This window comes from Kitasatospora sp. NPDC001527 (genome assembly GCF_040298605.1).
Taxonomy (GTDB): Bacteria; Actinomycetota; Actinomycetes; order Streptomycetales; family Streptomycetaceae; genus Kitasatospora.
Genome location: NZ_JBEPAM010000035.1, coordinates 13,888 through 34,116 on the forward strand (window position 1 = coordinate 13,888; position 20,229 = coordinate 34,116).

Genomic DNA, 20,229 nt, shown 5'->3' on the forward strand with positions numbered 1-20,229 from the left:
CCGCCGCGTACCGGATAACGGCACGCTATCCGAATCGTCATCTCCCGGGTTTGGACCGACGCTAGCCGCATGCCACTCTGGTCGGATGAGCGAGACTCAGCGGTCCCAGAGCTACTCCGTCCCCACGGGCCGGCCGTTCCTCCTCAACGAGCTCAGGTCGAAGCTCGCGTCCATCGGCGACGCCGTACGGGGCCTGTGGGTCGACGCCTACCCGGCCGAGTACGACGCCGTCACCGACGACCTGTACGCCGCGTTCCGCGTCGCCAGCAACCTCGCCCCACCCCGCAGCCGCACCGGCTGCCCCATCCACCCCGACGGCGCCGTCGACCCCGAAGCACCCCACGGCTGGACCCGCTGCCTTCTGTGCAACAGCGCCCGCCGCCGCGGAACCCACCCCGCCAGCATCCCCCCGCCGGCACGCACCACCGGCCTCGGCTACCCCGTCCCCGACGGCCCCTACGACCTCACCCGCCTCCGCGAACAGATGAACACCGTCAACGACCTCTCCTACTCACTGTCGCTGCGCTCCGTCGACGCCGAGTTCGCCGAGGTCGCCGACGCCCTGCACGAAGCCTTCTGTATCGCCCGGGAGCTCTCCCGTCCGCGGAACACCTCCGGCTGCGAGATCCACCCCGGCGCGCCGACCGACCCCACCGCCGACGGCGCCTGCGTCTTCTGCGCGGGTGCGGCACGCCGCCGGGCAGCCGAGCGGGCCGGGATCCCCGTCATCGTGCCGCGGCCGGCCGGACCAGTTCGGCGCGGACGCGGCCGGTCCGGGGCTCGCCGCCCCGTCTGACTGATGCCTGCCGGGGCAGGGTGGCGTGTCCGGTACCTACTCGGTGGGCCGAGCCGGTTCGTCGGCCTCCCCGTGCTGCTGCTCAGGCAGGGAGCGCTCGCGGACCATGTCGACGAAACGGCTGTAGTGCCCCTGGAAGGCGATGGTGATCGTGCCGGTGATCCCCCCGCGGTGCTTGGCGACGATGAGGTCGGCTTCGCCGGCGCGGGGGGACACCTTTTCGTAGGCGTCTTCACGGTGCAGCATGATCACCAGGTCTGCGTCGTCCTCCAGGGTGCCGGAGTCCCGCATGTCGAAGAGCTGGGGCCGCTTGTCGGTCCGGTGCTCGGGCCCTCGGTTGAGCTGTGACAGCAGGACGATGGGGATCTCCAGCTCGCGGGCCAGGATCTTGAGGTGCCGGGAGATCTCGTTGATCTCCTCGTAGCGGCTCTGGAACCTGCGAAGGCCATAGTCCAGGAGCTGCACGTAGTCGACTACGGCCAGCCGAATGTCGTTGCGCTGTCGGAGGCGTCGGCACTTGGCCTGGATCTCGGTGAACGTCAGCTTCGGTGAGTCATCGATGAACAGCGGCGCTTCGGACACGTCCGGCATGCGACGTGCCACCCGTGTCCAGTCGTCGTCCGTCATGCTGCCCGAGCGCAGGAGGTGGAGCGGTACGCGTGCCTCGGCGGCGAGCAGGCGCATCGCCACCTCGTTCCGGCCGATCTCGGGAGTGAAGAGAAGGGCGGGCAGCTTGTGATGGATCGCGCAGCTGCGCGTGATATCCAGGGCAAGGGTGCTCTTGCCCATGGCGGGGCGGGAGGCGATGACGACGAGCTGCCCGGGCCGCAAGCCGCCGGTCATCTGGTCCAGCTCGTGGAACCCGGTAGGAATCCCGGAGGGGGTGCCTACTGTGCCGATAGCCTCGATCTCGTCGAGTGCTCCCTCCATCACATCGGCGAGGTTGGCCACGGTCACCGTCGGATCCTGATCGGTCGCGGCGAAGACCTCCGCCACTGCGGCGGCCACCACATCGTCGATCGGAGTTTCGCTCTGCGCCAGTTCGTCGATCCGTAGCCCCGCCTCGATGAGCCGACGACGTAGCGCGGTTTCCCGTACACGGCCGAGCATCCGCGCGGCGTGGGCGATGCTTCTGGCGTTGTTCGCGAGGCTGTGCAGGTAGTTGACGCCACCGCATCTGACCAGCTCGTCGCGTTCGGTCAGCTTGGCGGCGACGGTGAGCGGGTCGACGGGCTCGTGGGCGGCGTAGAGGTCAAGGACGGCGCAGTGGATGAGTTCGTGGGCGGGCCGGTAGTAGTCCGCCGGCCGGATCGCCTCGACGGCTTCGGCAATGAAGTCCTTCGAGCGCATCATCGTGCCCAGAACCGCCTGCTCCGCCTCCAGGTCCCTCGGTACCTTGAATGCAGTGCCCGGCAGGTCTGCTGCTTGCTCGTGCCCGCTCACATCGAATCCTCGCTGTAGGGCTCGCGCCCGATTCAATCCATACGTCCCGATTTGTCTGACGGATCGCCGATCGCCACGACCTCCGGGCGGGGTTCCTTCGATCGGCCGGATCTCCGGGGTCAACTGTGTGAGTTCGTCAGAGCCCTTTGGAGTCCGGGTATCCGGCGTCGTTTCACTCTAGTGGCGTACGGCAATCGTTTGCTCGTGGTTATCAGGGTCTGTGGCAGGACTAACTCCAGTACTTATTCGCTTGCTTGTTCGGTCAAGCTGGACGCGAGACCGGCGCCGGCTCCGTGCCAGCAGGCTCGGGTCGAATTGTCAGTGCCGCGAGGCATAATCGGATTCTCTTCGTGCGCAGTTGACAACTGAGACGAGGTTCTATGGACAGTACGGCTGGCTCGTCCTACTACAAGCGCAACCCCGTCTTCTGCGTCCTGGTCGACGGACTCCTGGACCTTGACCGCGCCGACCTCGGCTACCCCCAGTACAAAGGCCTCTGGGAGCTCCTGCTCGCCGACAAGCGGCCGGTCGAGGAACGAGGCCTCTACTGCCCGACCTGCTATAAGCAGAACCCAGGCCAGATCGAATGGATGTACCTCTACGCCAAGCGGGGCCTCAGGATCGCCGCTCACCACAACCGCGACCAGCGGGATCACGGCGATGGCGAGAGCGATCAGCACAAGGCGTTGAAGGAGCGGTTCGCGCGGGCGGCCGAGCTCGGTGGCTTCCGGGCCGAGCTGGAGGTGCGCGCCGTGGACGGCCGGCGCCGAACCGACGTTCTGGTCACCGGCGCCGGCGGGCGGCAGATCGGCTTCGAGCCCCAGCTCTCCTACTCGACTGCCCCGGCGGTCCGCCGGCGTGACCTTGCCTCCCGCGACCAGGGCGTCACACCGGTTTGGCATGTTCTCGACCCCAAAGCCCCGCTGATCGACCACGTGCACTGGAGCCGCACCGACAACCTGCCGCCCGAGGCGATCCTGAACGACCGCGACATGCTCGTGCGCGGAGGTGTTCGCGGCCTCGAGTTGGACAAGTGCGACCTCACCAACCCGTTCCCGTGCCCGGTCCGCCGCAGCGGACGTTGCGGCAACTGGCATCCGCGCTGGGAACTCCGTGCCCGTCAGCTGGACGACCTGGTCCGCGACATCGCCGCCGGTGACTACGTTCCCTTCACCACCAAACCGAGCCAGCGCACCTTGCGTTTCTGGATATCGAACACCGACTTGGAGCTCTTCACCGAGAACGGCGGCCAGGAGGCCCAGCCCGAGCCCGCACCGAAGAAGACCCGGATTCGGCTTCCCGAACAACGGGATGCCGAATGCTCCAGGATCCGCGACGAATCCGATGTTCGCTCCACACCACAGCCACCCCGAGACTTGGGCGAAACCATCCGCCCGGCCGTGACCATTACCCGGACCACACCCCCTCCCGCCCCGGCCACGGTGCGCCCGCCCAGTGAGTGTCCGCCCAGTGAGTGTCCGCCCATCGACGTCACCTGGGACCAGCGTCAGGCCGCCGCCGCCCATGCGGGTTGCAAGCCCTGGGAGGTGGGACCGTGCGCGGGGTGCGGGACACCCATCAACCGTTACGGACCGCGTCCCGCCCACGCCTGCGCCCCGTGCCGGGCCCGCTACGGAAGCCGTTGAACCCCGGGCCCGGTCCCCTCGAGCGGCCTCGTGTCCGGCAAACAGCCGCAGCCGGGGGCGGTGATCCACAGATGGCGGATCCTTCACGTGGCTGGCCTGATGTGATCTATCGTTACGGTCCACTACTGTGCGTGTCAGGATGGAGGGCCCGGGGTGGGGAAGCGGCAGCGGCGCCGGAAGCGGGAACAGCAGAAGAGCGCAGGCGATGCAGTGGCATTGGTGCTGTTCCTTCCTGATGAGGAGAACCCGCTGATCCGGGTGGAGATCGACCATGACACCCCTGATGATTTGCGCGGGGTCTGCGCTCGGTATTGGCAGATCACGATGGATCCCGAGCCGACCTGGCGCTATCGGGTGGCTGAGCTCGGGGATGAGCAGTGGGTCATCCACTCAGTGCCGGCGAAGTCTCGGGCGTTCCTTCTGGCTGTCCCCTGTCAGGGATGTCGCGAGCCGCTGCCGGTTCGGAACCGGACCGCCGTCAGCCAGGTCGCCTCACTGCCACGACTCGCGAGTGGGCAACTCGGCAGAAAGGCGAAGCAGTACTGCGCGTCTTGCCGGGAACAGGGGCTGCACCGCGGTCCATCCACTGCGGATCCTTGGAGCACTGCTGTTCCTAGTCCCCGGTCCGGGCGGTCCCTTCCGAAGACGTCACCGCGCCCGGCGCCGTCCGAGTCGGTCAGTCCAGGGAACGCCGTCGCCGCAGCAGCCGTCAAGGTCGCCGCTGAGCACGAGGCGAAGGAAGCAGCCCGGATTGAAGCCGAGGTCCGGTCGCTGTGGGAGCGGGAAGTCGCTTGTCAGGCTCCGATTACGGCCGTGCACGCGTTGTCGCTGCGCGGACTCGTGATCGCCGAGGCGATGGTCGCTCTCCTTGAGAACGGAGCCAAGGTCCTTCCGGCTGCTGCCGACTCGCAGTGGGGTTGGACCGGCCAACCGGAGAAGGACGTCGAAGAGCTGACCGCGATGTACTCGTGCGGCTTCCTCGCCCTCGACGTCGCCTTGATGGGAGCGGCCGCCTTCCAGGACGGCCGCATCGACGCGCTCGCCGGCTCCTACGCGCCGGGTCTGGTGACCTTCCGTCTGACCCAGTCGGCCAGCGAGGCCCGTGTGATGCTCCGGGACTCCGAGGAGTTCGACGCCCAGTCGCATTCAGTATGTAAGGAGATCGTCGAGCAGGCCCTCATCATCCAGGCGTACAGCGTGCTCGCCTACCTGGATGACCTCATCACCCGCGAGTACCAATACCCCCCTCTCCCATCCACCCGGTACGGGGAGGCCCACACGGCCGCACTCGGTGCCCTCCGTGCGGGATGGCACCGGGACCAGGTCTGCAGCATCGCTTGGCGCGCCGCTGCCAGCGCCGCGGCATGGAAGGAACGCAACGCCCACATCAGTGAGAGCGCCGCTTCCTCTGCAACGATCACGACTTTCGTTCGGTACGTGACCTCCAACCTCGAACGCGACATCCAGCCGCAGCACTACATCCCCCGCCCACGTACCCCGATGCCGCTGGCCAGCACGACCGCCCTCGATCTCGCCGAGCGTTTCAGCGTGCCGGAGTTCGTCCACACCGACGAGTAACAGGGTGAACTGACCTTCACGACCGCGACGTGGTCCGTCCTGTCAGATTGCAAAGCGCTTCACCAGTACCGGCTCCCCACGCCCCGGTTCAATGGCTACCCGATGACACTCGGGTACCGCGTCCGGTTCTGAGGTTTGTCGCCCCAGAGGTCTGCGCGCGACGTATCGCCCGAGGCAGCTGCCTCGGGCGATACCTGGTCACATCCAGATTGCATCTTCCTCGTCGCCCGGTCCGCCTCCGTGAAGGCAGCGCTGGCAGTCGCAGCGGTGGTGGGCGAACTCGGCGGCGAGCTGGTCGTGCTCGGCGCCCGGATGGACCCGGAGCGCTGGCCACTCGCCGCTGACGCGTTCGGTGTCCACGACGGCCTGGACTGCGGCGAGCATCTCGATCACCAGGCCGAAGCGGTGGTCGACCAGGTCCGGGTGCTCGGCGAGGCCGCCGCGGGTGACGATGTCGGAGTAGTCGGTGATCAGGCCGGTTGCGGCGACCTGGAGCGAGTCCATCTCAGCGTTGATGCTGGCACGGCTGAATTCCTCTCGGTGTGGAGGGAGTTCGGCCCGGAGGCGTCGACTGCCGGCCGGGCAGAGCCTGTAGATCGTCTTCTGGCGGCTGATCCCGACCCCGGACGTATCTCCGGCTTCGGGCCGAGGTTCAGACGCCCTGAAAGGCACTCAGGTCCCCTTAGGTGTCTCCTGCAATTCGAGGTCCGACGCCGTGTTCGAGCTGGGGGTCCACGCGGCGCCATCGGCGTAGGCGTCGTCGGCCGGGCCGGACTCCAGGTCGCGGGTCATGTCGACGATGCGGCTGTAGTGGCCCTGGAACGCGGCGGTGATCACGGCCTGCGGGCCTCCGCGGTGCTTGGCGACGTTGAGCTCGACCTCGCCGGCGCGCGGGGACTCCTTCTCGTGCATGTCCTCGCGGTGCAGCAGGATCACGATGTCGGCGTCCTGCTCGATCGAGCCCGACTCGCGCAGGTCGGAGACCATCGGCCGCTTGTCCTGGCGCTGCTCGGGACCGCGGTTGAGCTGGGAGAGCGCCACGACCGGGCACTCCAGTTCCTTCGCCATCATCTTGAGGTTGCGGGAGATGTCGCTGATCTCCTCCTGCCGGTTGCCGTAGCGCTTGCTGCCGCCGGACTGCATCAGCTGGAGGTAGTCGACGACGACCAGGGCCAGGCCGCCGTGCTGCTGGGCGATGCGCCGGGCCCGGGAGCGGATCTCCATCAGGGTGAGCTCCTGGGAGTCGTCGATCACCAGCGGCGCGTCCATGATGGCCTGGGTCCGGCGGGCCATCCGTTGGACGTCGCCGTCGGTGACGCTGCCAGCCTTGATGTGGTGCAGCGCCACCCGCGCCTCGGCGGAGAACAGCCGCTGGACGATCTCGGCGCGGCCCATCTCCAGGGAGAAGAACGCGGCCGGCTTCTGCTGGTGAACGGCGCAGGCCCGGGCGAAGTCCAGGGCGAGCGTCGACTTCCCGACGCCCGGGCGGGCGCCGATCACGATGAGCTGGCGGGGCAGCAGGCCGCTGGTGAGCTGGTCCAGGTCGGCGAAGCCGGTGGACAGCCCGATCAGCTTCTTGCGGGTCTTGGCCGCGTCCAGGTTGTCGAAGAACGCCTCGACGTCGTCGCGGACCGGGGCGTACGGGGTGCTGACGGTGCGGGCGCTGACCGCCTGGTAGATCTCCGTCTGCGCGGCCTGGACGATCTCGTCGAGCTCTCCCTCGGCGGCGTAGCCCATCGCGGCGATCCGCGTGCCGGCCTCCACCAGGCGGCGCAGCACGGCGCGCTCGTGGACGATCTGCGCGTAGTACTCGGCGTTCGCGGCGGTCGGCACCGAGTTGACCAGGGTGTGCAGGTAGCCGCGGCCTCCGACCCGCTCCAGGTCGCCGCTGCGGGTCAGCTCGTCGGCCACGGTGATCGGGTCGGCGGGCTCGCCCTGGGCGTAGAGGGCGAGGATCGCGCCGTGGACGGTCTCGTGCGCGGGCCGGTAGTAGTCCGCGGGCTGGAGGACCTCGACCACGTCACCGATCGCGTCCTTGGACAGCAGCATGCCGCCCAGCACCGCCTGCTCGGCCGCCAGGTCCTGCGGCGGGACCCTCTCGAAGCCGTCGCCGGCCGGGGCGTCGTCGCGGCGGCCGCGGGTGCGCCCGCCCCAGCGCGGCGCGGGCAGCTGCTCGACGGCTGGTGCCTCGGTGGGCACCCAGTCGTCCTCCGGCAGGTCGTCCGGCTCGTCGTCGGGCAGGTCCTCGGGCTCCAAGGCCAGGTCGTCGGGCAGTACGCTCATGGTGAATCTCCTGTTCGAGGGACGGTTCGATCCGGCGGCCGGGGGTGCAGACCCCGGCCGCCGCTTGCTGTTCGAGAAGGTCAGGCGTCGACCTTCGGCTGCCACGGCACGCCCTCGGCCGCCAGAATCTCGGCCATCGACATGCCCTGCGGCTTGGACTTGCGCCGCTGCTCCGCCTCGTTGAAACAGGCCGGGCAGTCCAGCGGGAGCGCCGGGTGGCGCCGGCACTTGCCCGGGTCCGGCCGCCGGGGCGCAGCGGGCCGGGCAGGGGCGCCGTAGCGCTGCGCGGTGGTCGCCTCGCCCAGCCGCCACCAGGACGGCTTGTCCGAGCCCATCCAGGTCGCGACCGATACCAGCCACTCCACGGACTCGCCCTTGGCCACCAGCTTGATGGCCGAGTCGGTGAACTCTGCCAGCGCGCTCGCGCCCCGGTGCGGACCCACACCGATCGACTCCCGGCCGGCCTTCCACGCCGCCACGATCCGCTGGACCTCCGGCGACAGCCCGGTATCCGCAGCCTGCGAAGCGGACTTCCCCCGAGGAGCCGGTACGGCCGCAGCCGAAGGCACGGCCTCCCGCTCGGAGGTCTGCTCCTGGTTGTCAATCCTCTCTTCTTCTTCCGTCTCGACGTCGGCCCCGGACGGGGCAGCAGTGGTCGACGGTGCAGAAGAGAAGGGAATGCAAGAGAAGGGAATAGAAGAGGGGTCGCGTTCTTGCAGGTCAAAGCCAGAATCGCGGTTGGAAATCCAACCAAGCTGGTTGAAGATCCATCCAGACTGGTTGGAAATCCAACCGGCCTGGTCCCCGTGGTTGGATTTCCAACCAGACTTGAGACCCCTGCTCCCCGACCCCGACGGAGCCTCGGGAGCCGGTTCCTCGGAGCCGCCCCCAGGAGTCGGCTCGGCGGGCGCGGCGGGCTTCGCGCCGGCCTTCTTCCGAGGCTTGCGCGCGGGCGTCCGGGGACGGTCCGTCAGAGCGTCCCCGTCGGTCTCCTCCGCAGGCACGCACCTGTCAAAGGGGAGCCCGGCCCGGATTGCCTCGAGCTTGGCGTAGGCGTTGCGCCAGCCGTCGTACGCGGGCCCGGCCGTCGGCCAGTCGTTGACCCGGATCGACAGCGGGCGCAGGGCGGCCTTCGCGCTCGACGACGTCGAGATCGGCCCGCCCTTCGGGTCGGAGATCAGCCCGATGCTGGACAGGTCGCGGAAGATGTCGCGCATCCGGCCCAGGCTCGACGGCTTCACTGTCCCGTCGGCCGCGATCATCGGCACCATCTTGCACAGCTCGTCCAGCGTCAGGGCGCGGACCGGGCCGTGGCTCTCCACGACCAGGTCGCGCATGATGTGCCAGGCCCGTACCGCACTGTCGCGGATCGGGGCCAGGTTGACCCAGTCCGGCTTGGCGCTGATGTACCAGCCGCCGTTGTCCGGCGGGATCAGCGAGATTCGCTGTCCACCTCCGGCGTTGGCGTGCTGTCGCGGTTGCTTGCCCGCCATCACTTCACCCCCGATCCAGCGGAGGGCGCCAGGGCCGGCCCGGCCTGGACGGTGGACGGGGTGTAGGGGGCCGGCGTGGTGGGGCGGTGGCGTTGCGTGACGGGGCGGGGCAAGGCGGGCGCTACCTCTCGGGTGGAGCGCCGTCACGAGGCGGTCGGCAGGGATGGTCCACCTGGGCGAGTGACGGGTGTCTCTCGCCTGTAGGCGGGTGCGCCTGCTACCGTCATGACGACGCAGTTCTCGTAGCGATAGCGGCCCAAGTTTGGCGACTGGGGGCCGCTTTCGCGTTTTCTGGACTTGTATGGGTGCCCTGACGCGGGGCACTGAGCGAGCCTAGCCGTGCCCGGACGGGGTCCGAGCAATTTCGGGGCGTGTCCTCGCCTGCTGATCGTCAGGCAGGTGGCATCGAAGCCCTCCTCGGCGTACGGTCCCGTAGCACTTCCAGCGCACCGGTTACCGCAGGCTCGACCTCGCCCTTCTCACCCACCTGCCGGTTGACCGGCGTCGCTGCCGTGCCTCCCGTAACACGAGCGACAGCCATGTTCATCGGGAATTCCGCAGTTCACGAAGGTGCGCGATGAACTCCACGGCCTCGGGGGCGTGGGTGTAGCGAGACTGGAGGACTTGGCCGAGGTCTGCGGAGACCATCGCGAGCGATGGCAGAGACTGTCGGTCGCCCTGCAGCGCCTGTTCTCCGTAGGCCAACGCGGTGTCCAGGTCGCCCTCACGGGCGGCAACGACGCCGAGCGTGACTCGGGCCTCGGCGATGCGCATCGGTGCCCGCTCAGTCCCGTGGAAGTCGGTGCTCGCCCGGATCACCTCGCTGGCCAACTGCTCGGCCAAGCGGTCCTCACCCACGCGCCGGTAGGCGTCCATTCGGTAGAAGTCGAACTTCGCTGGGTCCACTACGAAGTGGTTCTCGATGTTCTCGGGATATGGCAGCCGCTCCAAAAGTAGGCGGCCCTGATCCAGCGCTACTTCGGTCTGTTGACGGTCGCCCAGTCGGGCCCACGCCTTGGCCTTTTGGGCGTAGAGCTGTGCAACCACTGACTCGTTCGGAGCCAGAGCAATGCCAGCCTCCGCAGCCGCGATAACGCCGCGGTAGTCGCCCCGAGTCAGCGCGAACCAGGCCCGCATTTCGTGTGCCCAGCCCTGGACGCTGGGCTCGCCGGCTTCGGTACCGAGCATGAGTGCGGCCTGGCGGGTGGCCTCGGCATCCCGTGGGCGACCCAAGTCGTATTCCACACAGCCCACCAGGAGTGAGAGCTTTCCGGCGAGGGCGATGAGCTCCCGGTGTTGGGCCAGACTCACCCGCTGGTGCTGGAGGCCGACAACACGGGCGAGCCATGCCTTCCCTTCGAGGAGCAACTGGTCCGCTGGCATGTAGGCGTACTCGCAGCACAGCCGGTCCGCCGTGATGCGCAGTGCATCCAGGGTGGCGGCGTCGACGTCACTTGCACGGAGCCTGGCGATGATGTCCACCGTATCCATGCCGCTGACCTGGAGGATCTCCGCGCGACCATCCCGTCGGCTGCGTTGGGGAAAGAAGGCGCCGGTCGTCGTCCCGAAGCACGCGGCAATGTGTGGCTGGTACTTCTTCGGCTGGTTCTCCCCCGACTCCCAGCGCTTCCACTGTCGCAGCAGATCCTGCTCCAGCACATCTTGGTCGGCTGGGAGTCGGGCCATCAACGCGCGCACCGCATCGAGCTGCGACCAGCCTCGGGCTGCCCGCTCCTCAACCATCCGACGCGCCCAGTCGGGGCGTTCATCGGCCATCGCAGATCCCTCCGTAGCAGTGGCCTTGCTGTGGCGAGCTTGGCATCGGGGCCTAGCCATGCGGAGGTGACAAGGGCAGGTGACATTTCGCTTGTCACCTCCTGCTGTCACTTTCTGTAGTTCTTGTGGCGGGGCACCGTGATCAGTCCAGCGGCCTCGAGGGGCTTGATCTACATATGGGCCAGGGGGAGCCGGTGTCAGGTGGTCCGCAGGGTGCGCTCCAGCAGTTCGACGCGCTTTCTCAGCTCGTCAAGCTCCTGGGCGAGGTCTGCCACGCTCCTCTCCTTGGCCAGCTCTTGCTCAGGACTGCTCACGAAAGAGCCGCGGCCGGCCTGGGAGTAGATAACCCCACGGCGTCGCAGGTCGGCGAGAGCACGTTGGACCGTTCCCGTCGCCATGCCATGGGTGGCAGCCAGCTGGGCAGTGCTGGGGAGCCGGTCGCCGGGCTTGAACTCCTCGTTGCGAATCTGTGTGAGGAGTGCCTGTGCGAGCTGCTGATACGGCACCTGCTGCCGGGTCGGGTCGCTGGTCATGTGCGACATCGTACAGCCGCATCCTCGCCGTAGATAGCCATGGCAGCCATGTTGACAAGGTTATCCATAGCATCTACCTTGAATGAGCAAGCCCGGCGCTGACGAAGGCCGGAGCAGAACATGTGGTTGTCACCCGCCTTCGGGCGGTGGCGCTGTTTCTTGAGAACTCCATAGCTCGACCTGCACCGAGCCGCTCACGGCACATACGGGTGACGATCCACGAGGTCCCCGCCGCCGGGCTACGGACAGCTCTACCGCAGCGGTTGCGCTGCCCGCCCACCACGGCTTTCGGCCGTGGCGGTCGGAGAACGCAACGGCAACCAGATCCCCGAGACCGAGGGAGATACCCCATGCGTCACAACGGCCGGCCTGCCCTGAAGGCCTCGCAGATCCGCTCCACCCACATCACGCTCCACCCCAGCGAGCCCGTCACCGTCGTCTGCACCGACTGCGGGACCTGGCGCAAGCTGACCCGCTCGATGATCCCCGCTCACCGCTCCACCGACCTCGGCCGGGACCTGCTCGGCGCCGACGGCCGCCAGATCCGGCGGGACGCACGGTGTCCCGGCAGCGGCCAGCGCATCGAGATGGACCTCATGGTGGCCCGCTGGGTCACGCAGGTCGAGGACGGGCTCGCCGAGGTCGCTGCCCGTCGGCCGACCACCGTGCTCCGCAAGGTGCCGACGCCGAAGCCGCCAGCGCTCCACCAGCTGGCCCCGGCCGCGCCCACCGCCGACACGGCCCGCGCGGCGTTCTACTCGCACAGCGCCCGGTGCGCCGGCCGCAAGGACAAGACCACCCGCGAGGACAGCACCACCGGCTGCTCCGGCACCCGGCTGTGCACCGACGGCGCCCGCCTGTACGCCACCTACCTGCAGCTGCTGCGCCAGGAGCCGGAGCGCCTCGCCGCCCAGGCCCGCGCCGAGCAGGAGCAGCGGGAGCAGTCGGAGGAGGACACCATCCAGGCTGATGAGCAGCTCCGGCGCCGTCAGGCCCTGTGGGCCGAGCGGTCCCAGCAGCCGGACCACGACGCCTGGGTGCGCAAGATCGAGCCGCTGGTCGGACACCCCGACTCCCGTCGGCGGCTGTTCGGCCCGCAGCTCCCGTCCCAGGGCTACACCACGCAGGAGGCGTCGTTGGCGCTCGCCGCCCGGCGTACCGAGGCGGCGGTCCGCGAGGCCAGCCCGGTGCGCAGGAACTTCTCCGCCGCCTGACCGGCCACCACCGGCACGAACCGCCACGGCCGCCGCCCACCCCGAGCACGAGGGGGTGGGCGGCGGCCGTCGCTCTGCCCGCACAGCATCCCCGCCCCGCGTGACCGATTCCGAGGAGACCGCGATGCCCGACACCCCCGCCCCCGCCGCCGTGCTGCTGGCCGAGGCCTACACCTGGTACTCGGCCGGACTGCGCGAGCTGGTCCAGGAGTTGCTGGACGGCGCTGACCTGGACACCGGCAGTGACGCCGTCGACGACCTGTGCGGTGAGCTGTGGCTGCACGCCACCGAGGCCACCGCCGGCCGCCGCCTGTCGTTCACCGAGCTCCTGGACCTGCTGGACAGCACCGCCAACGTCCTGGTGACCCGCCTCCACGACCGGCCGCCGGTACGCATGGCGGGGCGGCTCGCCACCGCTGCCGCCCCGGGCGCGGCTGACATCGCCGAGCTCGCCGCCAGCGCGGTGGACGCGGTCGGCTACCAGCCGGTCCCCCGTCCTCGCCGGCCCGCCGCCGAGCGGCCCCGCCCGCAGCGCGCGGCGGCCTGATGCGTGTCCATCTGGTCGTCTACCTGGCCCGTACCGGGGCCGGGGCGGAGCAGGGCGTGGCGCGCGTCCCGTCGGAGCGGGGCCGGCCGTCGTGGCACGAGTGCGCGGCCGTCGTCCCCGGATACCTCATCGGGCAATACCTCGGTCCGGCTCCTGGACCGCGGGAGGCCCGGCCCGGGAGCCGGACCACCTGACCTGCCGACACCTGCACGAACGACCACGGCCCGGCGCCCGCCCCGATCTGCAGGGTGGGCGCCGGGCCGTGGCCTGCTCGTACAGCAGCCAGAACAGCAAAGAAGGCCCCCGGGGGTGCAACCCCGGGGGCCTGGCCGGTCGAGCACCACCATCCGCTGAGACGAGAGGAACACCCGACCGTGACCCCCATCATGGCACTCTCCGCCCGCATCCCGAAGACCACCACCGACGACCTGGACGAGCTGTACGGCCGGTACGCCAGCCGCCTGCTCGTGGCCGCCGCCGAGCAGCTCGCCGACATCAGCCCGGCCGCCGCGGACCTCGACGAGGACCTGGCCGACGCCGTGTGGGCCGACGTCGCCGCCGGCCTCTACCCCGACGACGCCCGTGGCCTGGACGGCCTGCTGCTTCTGCTGCCCGAGAAGATCGCCAGGGTCCGGGCCCGCTCGGTGGCCGCCACCCGGGCGATCCGCGACGTCGTCATCGACCTCGACGACCTCGCCGACACCGAGCCCGCCTCCACCGGCGTCGTGCGGCCGCTCCCGGCCACCGTCTCCGCCGCCGTCGCCACCCTCCGCTCCCTCCCCCTGGCCGGCTGACCCGATGAGCAGCCAGCACCTCGGCGACCAGGAAGTCGCCCGCCGCATCGCCGCCGCCACCGAGGCCGCCGCGGCCGCCGAGCGCGCCCGCCAGCAGGCCGACCAGCTCCGCCAGCAGCAGGCCGCCAGCCAGGGAGGCACCAAGTGACCCACACCGACCCCATGCTCTGCCGCTCCTACGGCGGCGGCGGAACCCCCGGCACCCCCGCCCCGAAGGACCCGCCGATCACCTCGAAGGGCAGCGGCAAGTGAGCAGCCCGGAGGACCAGGCCTGGACGCAGCGGCAGATGGACGAGTTGCTGCGGCGGGCCCGCGAGATGCACGCGAAGGCGCAGGCCGAGAAGGCCGGCGGACAGCAGAAGTAGCCACCACCACCGCACGAGAGGGGATCCGCCCGTGAGGACGACCGAGGAGTACGCCGCCTGGCAGGCCGGGCTGGCCGCGATGCACGCCGCGTACGAGGCCGCCGACCAGGCCGAGTACGTCGCCTACATGGACGAGCTCGACGCCCGCGACGTCGCGCGCTGGGCCGACCCGCTCCTGGAGCAGCCAGCCACCGACGGCGCGCTCCTGGAGCAGCGGCACGTCCTGGACGAGGCCGCCCACCCGGACCAGGTCGCGGCGCTGCGGCGCCTCGCCCTCATGGCCCCGTCGGTCTGACCGCCGCCGGACGCTGTCGTTCGCCGCCGCGCTCCGCCCCCGTCAGCACGGGGTGCAGCGGTGTTCGAAGGTGCCCGTCGCGCGAGCACCGATCGGCCGGGACCGTCCCGGCCACCAGCAAGGAGGCAGAACATCATGGCGCAGCAGGAGACCAGCAACACCGTCACCGACTCGACCGTGAACGGGATCGCCGTGCAGATCGGGACCGCGTCCGGCCCGATCAACGTGGGGCCGGGCCCGCAGTTCAACGACCTGCGCACCGGCGGCACCTACATCGAGGCCGGGGCCGTCACCACCGTGGTCGTGGACGGCCGGTCGGTCAGCAGCATCCCGCTCGACCTGCTCTGACCAGCACCGCCACCTGCCCCTACAGGCCGCCGCGTCCCGCCCCTGGACCCCCGGGTGGCGGGGCGCGGCGGCGTCTGCCCGACGCACCACCCCGATCACCGATCACCGGAGGACCCTGTGTTTCGTCTGATCCGCACCGCCGTCCTGACCGAGACCCGGCGCCGCCTGGACGCCACCGAGTACGAGCTGGCGGAGGCGCACCTGCTGCTCGCCGCCCAGGAGGGCGGGTGGACGCCGCCCGAGCCGCCGGTCGACGGCGACCTGCCCGCCGTCCTGCGCCACGTCGACACCGCGGTGCGCGAGGAGGCCGAGATGAACGCGGCCGACCACGCCGAGAAGCACCTCGACCCGACCAACACGCTCGGGCTGGCCATGGCCGAACGGTGGACCGGCTACCCGGACGGCACGGCCGTCCACTACCTCGGTGCCGGCCGCTGGCTGCACTACCACCCCGGCCACGCCAAGGTCCGCACCGACCGCTCCCGGTTCTACCCCGAGGTCGAGCGGATCTGCCTGATCGGCAGCCCGAGGTGCTGGGAGATGCAGTCGGTGGCCAGCCTGGCCGCCCTGCTGAATCTGCTGCGCGTCAGCGACATCGACTACCGCGCCGGCCAGCGGTCCTGACCACCGCGCTTCCCCGCGCACCCCTATATGGAGGAGGAGCCCCCGGTGGCTGCCCGCACCCGCACCCCCGCCCGCCGCCCCGCGGCCAAGACGACGAAGACGCCCACCCCGTCCACCGCGCCGGCCGGCGCCACCACCGTCGTGCACGCCGTCGTCGACCAGTCTGTGGCCAACGGGCTGCTCGACCAGGCCCGCGCCGAGCTGGCCGACGCCCGCGACCGCGCCGCCGACCTCCTGGGCCTGGCCGAGCAGGCGACCGCCGCCGCAGACGTCCTCACCCGGGCCGCCGACGACCAGGCGGCGCAGATCCTGGACGGCGCCCGGCTGCGGGCGGCCGACCTCCTGGCCAGTGCCGAGCGCGACGCCCAGGCGCTGCGCCAGCAGGGTGCGGCGAGCGCCGGCACCGAGGCGGAGCAGCTGCTCGCCGACGCCCAGGCCCGCGGCGCGAAGATGCTGGCCGACGCCGAGACCCGCGCCGATCAGGTCCGGGCCGCCGCCGGTGCCGAGGCCGAGCAACTGCTGGCCGACGCGAAGGCGCAGGCCGAGCACACGACCGAGGTACTCACCGCCGAGGCCGAGGCCAAGGCCGGGTGCCGGGCGGAGCAGATCCTCGCGCAGGCGGCCGAGACGGCCGGCCGGGTCGTGGAGGCCGCCGAGGTCGAGGCCCGGCAGATCCGCCGCAAGTCGGACTCCGACCTCACCACCGCCCGCGAGCGGCTCGCCGACGCCACCGAGGCCCTGGAGCGCACCCGCCAGCGGGTCGACGCCTACCAGGCCGAGGCGGAGAAGGACCTGGCGGGCCGTCGGGCGCTGGCCGACCAGGCCTGCCGTGACGCCCTGGCCGCCGCCGACCGGGCCCGCGCGGACGCGGCCGCCGATGCCCAGTGCATCCGCGACACCGCCGCGCTCAGGTCCCGCGAGCTCGCCGCCGCGACCGAGGCCCAAGCCGAGGACCTGCGCCGACAGGCCGAGGAACTGCGCGCGCGTCTGGAGGAGACGGCGAGGGCCGACGCGGACGAGATCCGCGAGACGGCCCAGGCCGAGGCCGAGCGGCTGCGCGAGCAGGCCGAGACCGAGGCCGAGGCCGTCCGCGAGGAGGCCGCCCACCAGGCGGCCGGCCTGCGCGAGCGCGGCCAGCAGCACGCCGACACGCTGCGCACCGCGGCCGAGAGCCGGGCCGGTGAGCTGGAGCGCCAGGCCAAGGCGGCGCGCGGCAAGGCCGAGGCCGAGGCGCAGCGGATCGTCAATCAGGCCCGGATCGAGGCGGAGGGGCTCATCGCAGGGGCGGCCGGGCAGGTGGTCGAGGCGGAGGCCAGGGTCCAGGTGCTGGTCGCGGAGGAGCGGCGGATCGCGGCCCGGCAGGCGAAGCGCAAGCGTGGCCTGGCGGCGAAGGTGAGGGGTCGTGCTGTCCGGTTCAGCGGCTGGGCGTGGACGAAGGCTCCGTGGGGGGCGCTGGCGGCCGGTGTCGGTCTGACGGCCAGTGGTGAGTACGCGTTGGCGATGCTGGTCGGGATTCCGGCGGGGATCGCCTGGCTGCTGCCGGTGGCGATCGACGTGTGGGCGATGTCCGCGATCCGCGCCCACAAGAAGCTCGAGGTGTTCATCGCCCTGATGACGATGATCATCGCGAACGCCGTCTACCACATCGCCGACGCCCACCTCCTCGGCATGGCACGCGCCGCCGACGGGACATGGCACCCAAAGTGGCAGCTCATCGTCGGCGTTGCATGCATCGCACCGATCGTCGTCTGGCGCGTCCACGCGCTCATCCCGCACACCCCTGCAACGCACGACGACGACACCGCCCCGGCGGACGAGGCGTCTGCAACGCAGCCCGACGGGTCTGAAACGGGCGCTGCAACGGCGCCGGTCCACCCCGCTCCGGACCCGGCCCCAGTGGTCGGGGCGGTCCCCGTTACACGGCCCGCCGCCCTCGGTGAAACCGCAGGTGGCGGGAGTCGTACAACGGGTGGCGCTGCAACGCGGCTGGCGTTGGCGGCCGGTGAAACGGGACGCAACGGGGCGGCTGCAACGGCTGCAACGCCCCGTCCGGGTGCAACGCCCGCCGCCTCGTCGGCGCCCTCCGGTGCAACGACCGTGAGCGTTGCACGGGTCCTGACCGAAACCGACATCGAGGTCATCACCCGGCACGTGCAACGCCACCAGGGCCCGCCCGAGCGACTGCCGTTGCAGCCCATCGCCGACGAGCTCGGCGTCTCCAAGTCCACCGTCTCGCGGCGGGTCGCCGCCTACCGCGACCTCGCCAAGACGAGCTGACCGACAAGTACTCGGCCACTGCGTTGTTCGCGGTCCACGCCCGCGAGGGCGACCACGGTCCCGCCTGCCGGTAGTTCTCCGGTTGCGCCGCCGCTGACCGATCCATCCCCCCGTTCCGGGCCTCTCGGCCGGCCGCCGGCACGCCCTCTCCCAGGTGTGTGCCGGCGGCCGGACAAGGCGTCCGGCCGCCGGCGCGCCGAGCACCACTCCACGACCCGGACATCCGGCCGGAGCCCGGGTCAACTCCCACATCACCCCAGGTCAGGAGGCTGAAGCCGCCTGCCCGCACGCTCTCAGAGGGAGAGCCCCACCATGGACCTGAACACCCTGTTCACCGACGACGGGATGCGGAAGTTCACCGCGCTCCAACGCGACCAGCACCTCGAGGACGCCCGCCAGTACGGCCAGCTCGCCACCGTCGTCGAGCAGCGCCTGCGGAACACGCCGATCGACGGCGACCGATGGCTGTCCGAGCGCAACCGCGCCCGCAAGGTCGCCGCCAAGCTGCGCCGGATGGAGAAGGCGTCCAAGCGGGCGGCCGGGGCGGCCGAGGCGCTGTACGCCACCTACGTCCACCAGGTGCTGGAGCTGCCGCAGCGCCGGAACACCGTCGCCGAGCGGAAGGCCGCCCGGCGGGCCAGGCGCGGGGCGCGACTGCAGAACACCGTGACCGCCTCGCTCGGCAGGTCGGCGGCGCAGCTGTCGGGCGTCGGTGACCCGGCTGCGGCGCCGGCCGAGGAGGCCAGCGGCGGGGTGTACCTGCCGGTGCAGCCGCCCGCCGGGGCGCCCGCCGGGGCGCCGGCCGAGCCAGCGGCCCCGGCGATCAGCGGCATCGGCGACTTCTTCCCGTCGCCGAAGCGGGTCGGCTGATGGCCCGGATGAGTGCCGCGGAGGCGGCCACCAGGCGCCGCCGCAACCGCCGGGAACACTGGCGCGAGGGCGGCGAGAAGGCCCGCGCGAAGGGCCCGGCCGCGTACGCCGCCTACTGGTGGGACGTCGCCCGGTCGATCGCGGTGGAGGCCGAACGGCAGGGCCGGCCCGAGGTCTGGAACGACCTGTCCTCCTCGCTCCACAAGTTCTTCGAGCGTCACAACCAGTAGCCGTCATCACCAACCACAACCACAACCACAACCGGCTGGGGGCCGCCGCGGCGGCCCCCAAGGTGCGCGCGCGACGCGCGCGCGCGAGGTTGCCGTACCGGTGACTGTCTGTCAACCCTGGAAGGAGGAGGAATGAGCGACGACGAGCGCCCTGACAACGTCGTTCCGTTCCCCGGAGGATCCGGTGGAGGGGTCGGATTCGCACCCCCGCCGCTGCCGGAGGCACCGCCTCCGCTGCCCGCCGAACCGGCCGCGCCCCCGGTCCTGGAGATGCCTCCGGCCACCGGCCGACGCTCCCCGCTGGAGACCCTTGCCGGCCTGTCCGGCCCGGCCGAGCTGGTGCCGGTCGGACCCCCGCCGCTGCCGGACGAACCGGCCGCGCCGGCCCCGCCGGTGCCCGGCCAGGTGCCCGCCACGTTCCGGTCCGAGGCCGGCCCGGAGGCGGCCCCCGGGCCGGGCCTGGGCGCGCTGTCGCTCGCTGCGGTGCTCGCCGTCTCCGTTGCCGCGATGCGCGGCATCCACTCGGCGGTCACCGCCTGGCGGGCCAGCCGGGAACAGCGCGGCGCCGTCAGCGAGGTCGCGCAGAAGGCCGGGAAGGACAGCAAGGAGAACAAGGAGAAGAAGGGCGGCGGCCGGGACACGGTCACCCCCTCACACGAGTGGGGCCGCCGCTCCCTCGAGCGCCAGGCGGGCGGCCGAGGCGGCGGGCCCGGCGGGGGACGGGGCCCGAGCGGGTCCGGCGGAGCACCGGGCGGTCCGGGCGTGCCCCGGCGGAGCTCGGCCCAGGGCTCGGGCGGGTCGAGCGGAGGCGGCCTGGGCGGTGGTCCAGGCGCACCTCGGCGGAACCAGATCCAGAGCACGGACTCATACTCCTCTCCCGCCGGCAGCACCCGCAGGGGCTCCGGCAAGGACACCGGTAAGAGCGGCTCCGGGGGTTCCGGCCCGGGTGCCGCCGGTGGTGGCTCGCCCAAGGGCAAGGACACCGGTAAGGGCGGCTCCGGGGGTTCCGGTCCGGGTGCTTCCGCCGGTGGTGGCTCGCCCAAGGGCAAGGACACCGGTAAGGGCGGCTCCGGGGGTTCCGGTCCGGGTGCTTCCGCCGGTGGTGGCTCGTCCAAGG

Annotated in this window: 19 protein-coding genes and 1 pseudogene; 14 read left to right on the forward strand and 6 right to left on the reverse strand. The window is 71.0% G+C overall.

Translation table 11 applies throughout. The features are described 5' to 3' along the window. Window positions 1–85: 85 nt before the first annotated feature. Window positions 86–796: a hypothetical protein gene (locus ABT238_RS26600; protein WP_350794054.1), complete on the forward strand. Its 711-nt coding sequence runs from the start codon at window positions 86–88 to the stop codon at window positions 794–796. A gap of 36 nt (window positions 797–832) precedes the next feature. On the opposite strand, the gene dnaB (ABT238_RS26605) is transcribed toward ABT238_RS26600, so the two are convergent. Then, window positions 833–2,362, reverse strand: coding sequence for a replicative DNA helicase (dnaB, locus tag ABT238_RS26605; protein ID WP_502891464.1), 1,530 nt, complete (start codon window positions 2,360–2,362; stop codon window positions 833–835). Between the two features lie 257 nt (window positions 2,363–2,619). Here dnaB (ABT238_RS26605) and ABT238_RS26610 point away from each other — a divergent pair, with 257 nt between their 5' ends. Then, a complete protein-coding gene (locus tag ABT238_RS26610; RefSeq protein ID WP_350794068.1) occupies window positions 2,620–3,885 on the forward strand; it encodes a competence protein CoiA family protein in 1,266 nt (421 codons plus the stop codon). Between the two features lie 153 nt (window positions 3,886–4,038). After that, window positions 4,039–5,463, forward strand: coding sequence for a hypothetical protein (locus tag ABT238_RS26615; RefSeq protein WP_350794074.1), 1,425 nt, complete (start codon window positions 4,039–4,041; stop codon window positions 5,461–5,463). Between the two features lie 198 nt (window positions 5,464–5,661). Here ABT238_RS26615 and ABT238_RS26620 read toward each other — a convergent pair whose 3' ends face one another. The 5 genes from ABT238_RS26620 to ABT238_RS26640 form a co-directional block, all read right to left on the reverse strand. Next, window positions 5,662–5,967, reverse strand: a complete 306-nt coding sequence (locus ABT238_RS26620) for a hypothetical protein (protein ID WP_350794078.1) — start codon at window positions 5,965–5,967, stop codon at window positions 5,662–5,664. Window positions 5,968–6,135: 168 nt separating this feature from the next. Further along, window positions 6,136–7,746 carry a replicative DNA helicase gene (gene dnaB, locus ABT238_RS26625; protein ID WP_350794090.1) on the reverse strand — a complete coding sequence of 537 codons (1,611 nt, stop codon included), beginning with the start codon at window positions 7,744–7,746 and terminating at the stop codon, window positions 6,136–6,138. An 80-nt stretch (window positions 7,747–7,826) separates the two neighbouring features. Continuing rightward, window positions 7,827–9,239: a hypothetical protein gene (locus ABT238_RS26630; protein WP_350794095.1), complete on the reverse strand. Its 1,413-nt coding sequence runs from the start codon at window positions 9,237–9,239 to the stop codon at window positions 7,827–7,829. Between the two features lie 543 nt (window positions 9,240–9,782). Continuing rightward, window positions 9,783–11,015 (reverse strand): NsdA family TPR-like regulatory protein, encoded by a 1,233-nt coding sequence (locus tag ABT238_RS26635; RefSeq protein ID WP_350794101.1) that lies wholly within the window; start codon window positions 11,013–11,015, stop codon window positions 9,783–9,785. 197 nt (window positions 11,016–11,212) lie between these two features. Further along, the gene (locus tag ABT238_RS26640) at window positions 11,213–11,548 is read right to left on the reverse strand and encodes a GntR family transcriptional regulator (RefSeq protein ID WP_350794121.1); all 336 of its coding nucleotides are present in this window, start codon (window positions 11,546–11,548) and stop codon (window positions 11,213–11,215) included. A gap of 350 nt (window positions 11,549–11,898) precedes the next feature. Between ABT238_RS26640 and ABT238_RS26645 the strand changes: the two genes are divergently transcribed. The 11 genes and pseudogenes from ABT238_RS26645 to ABT238_RS26695 all read left to right on the forward strand — a co-directional run. Next, window positions 11,899–12,762 carry a hypothetical protein gene (locus tag ABT238_RS26645; RefSeq protein ID WP_350794129.1) on the forward strand — a complete coding sequence of 288 codons (864 nt, stop codon included), beginning with the start codon at window positions 11,899–11,901 and terminating at the stop codon, window positions 12,760–12,762. Between the two features lie 124 nt (window positions 12,763–12,886). After that, window positions 12,887–13,309: a hypothetical protein gene (locus ABT238_RS26650; RefSeq protein WP_350794134.1), complete on the forward strand. Its 423-nt coding sequence runs from the start codon at window positions 12,887–12,889 to the stop codon at window positions 13,307–13,309. A gap of 374 nt (window positions 13,310–13,683) precedes the next feature. Then, window positions 13,684–14,103 carry a hypothetical protein gene (locus tag ABT238_RS26655; protein WP_350794138.1) on the forward strand — a complete coding sequence of 140 codons (420 nt, stop codon included), beginning with the start codon at window positions 13,684–13,686 and terminating at the stop codon, window positions 14,101–14,103. A 4-nt stretch (window positions 14,104–14,107) separates the two neighbouring features. Then, complete coding sequence (locus tag ABT238_RS26660) at window positions 14,108–14,251, forward strand: hypothetical protein (protein ID WP_350794143.1); 144 nt, start codon at window positions 14,108–14,110, stop codon at window positions 14,249–14,251. 248 nt (window positions 14,252–14,499) lie between these two features. Next, window positions 14,500–14,763 carry a hypothetical protein gene (locus ABT238_RS26665; RefSeq protein WP_350794150.1) on the forward strand — a complete coding sequence of 88 codons (264 nt, stop codon included), beginning with the start codon at window positions 14,500–14,502 and terminating at the stop codon, window positions 14,761–14,763. A gap of 135 nt (window positions 14,764–14,898) precedes the next feature. Then, on the forward strand, window positions 14,899–15,111 hold the full coding sequence (locus tag ABT238_RS26670) for a hypothetical protein (RefSeq protein ID WP_350794156.1): 213 nt from the start codon (window positions 14,899–14,901) through the stop codon (window positions 15,109–15,111). 117 nt (window positions 15,112–15,228) lie between these two features. Beyond that, window positions 15,229–15,735, forward strand: coding sequence for a hypothetical protein (locus tag ABT238_RS26675; protein WP_350794162.1), 507 nt, complete (start codon window positions 15,229–15,231; stop codon window positions 15,733–15,735). 45 nt (window positions 15,736–15,780) lie between these two features. Then, on the forward strand, window positions 15,781–18,012 hold the full coding sequence (locus tag ABT238_RS26680) for a hypothetical protein (RefSeq protein ID WP_350794168.1): 2,232 nt from the start codon (window positions 15,781–15,783) through the stop codon (window positions 18,010–18,012). Window positions 18,013–18,324: 312 nt separating this feature from the next. After that, window positions 18,325–18,882 (forward strand): hypothetical protein, encoded by a 558-nt coding sequence (locus ABT238_RS26685; protein WP_350794174.1) that lies wholly within the window; start codon window positions 18,325–18,327, stop codon window positions 18,880–18,882. Window positions 18,883–18,890: 8 nt separating this feature from the next. Next, a complete protein-coding gene (locus ABT238_RS26690) occupies window positions 18,891–19,112 on the forward strand; it encodes a hypothetical protein (RefSeq protein ID WP_350794181.1) in 222 nt (73 codons plus the stop codon). A 132-nt stretch (window positions 19,113–19,244) separates the two neighbouring features. Continuing rightward, a pseudogene (locus tag ABT238_RS26695) lies at window positions 19,245–20,229 on the forward strand (hypothetical protein); the annotation flags it as partial.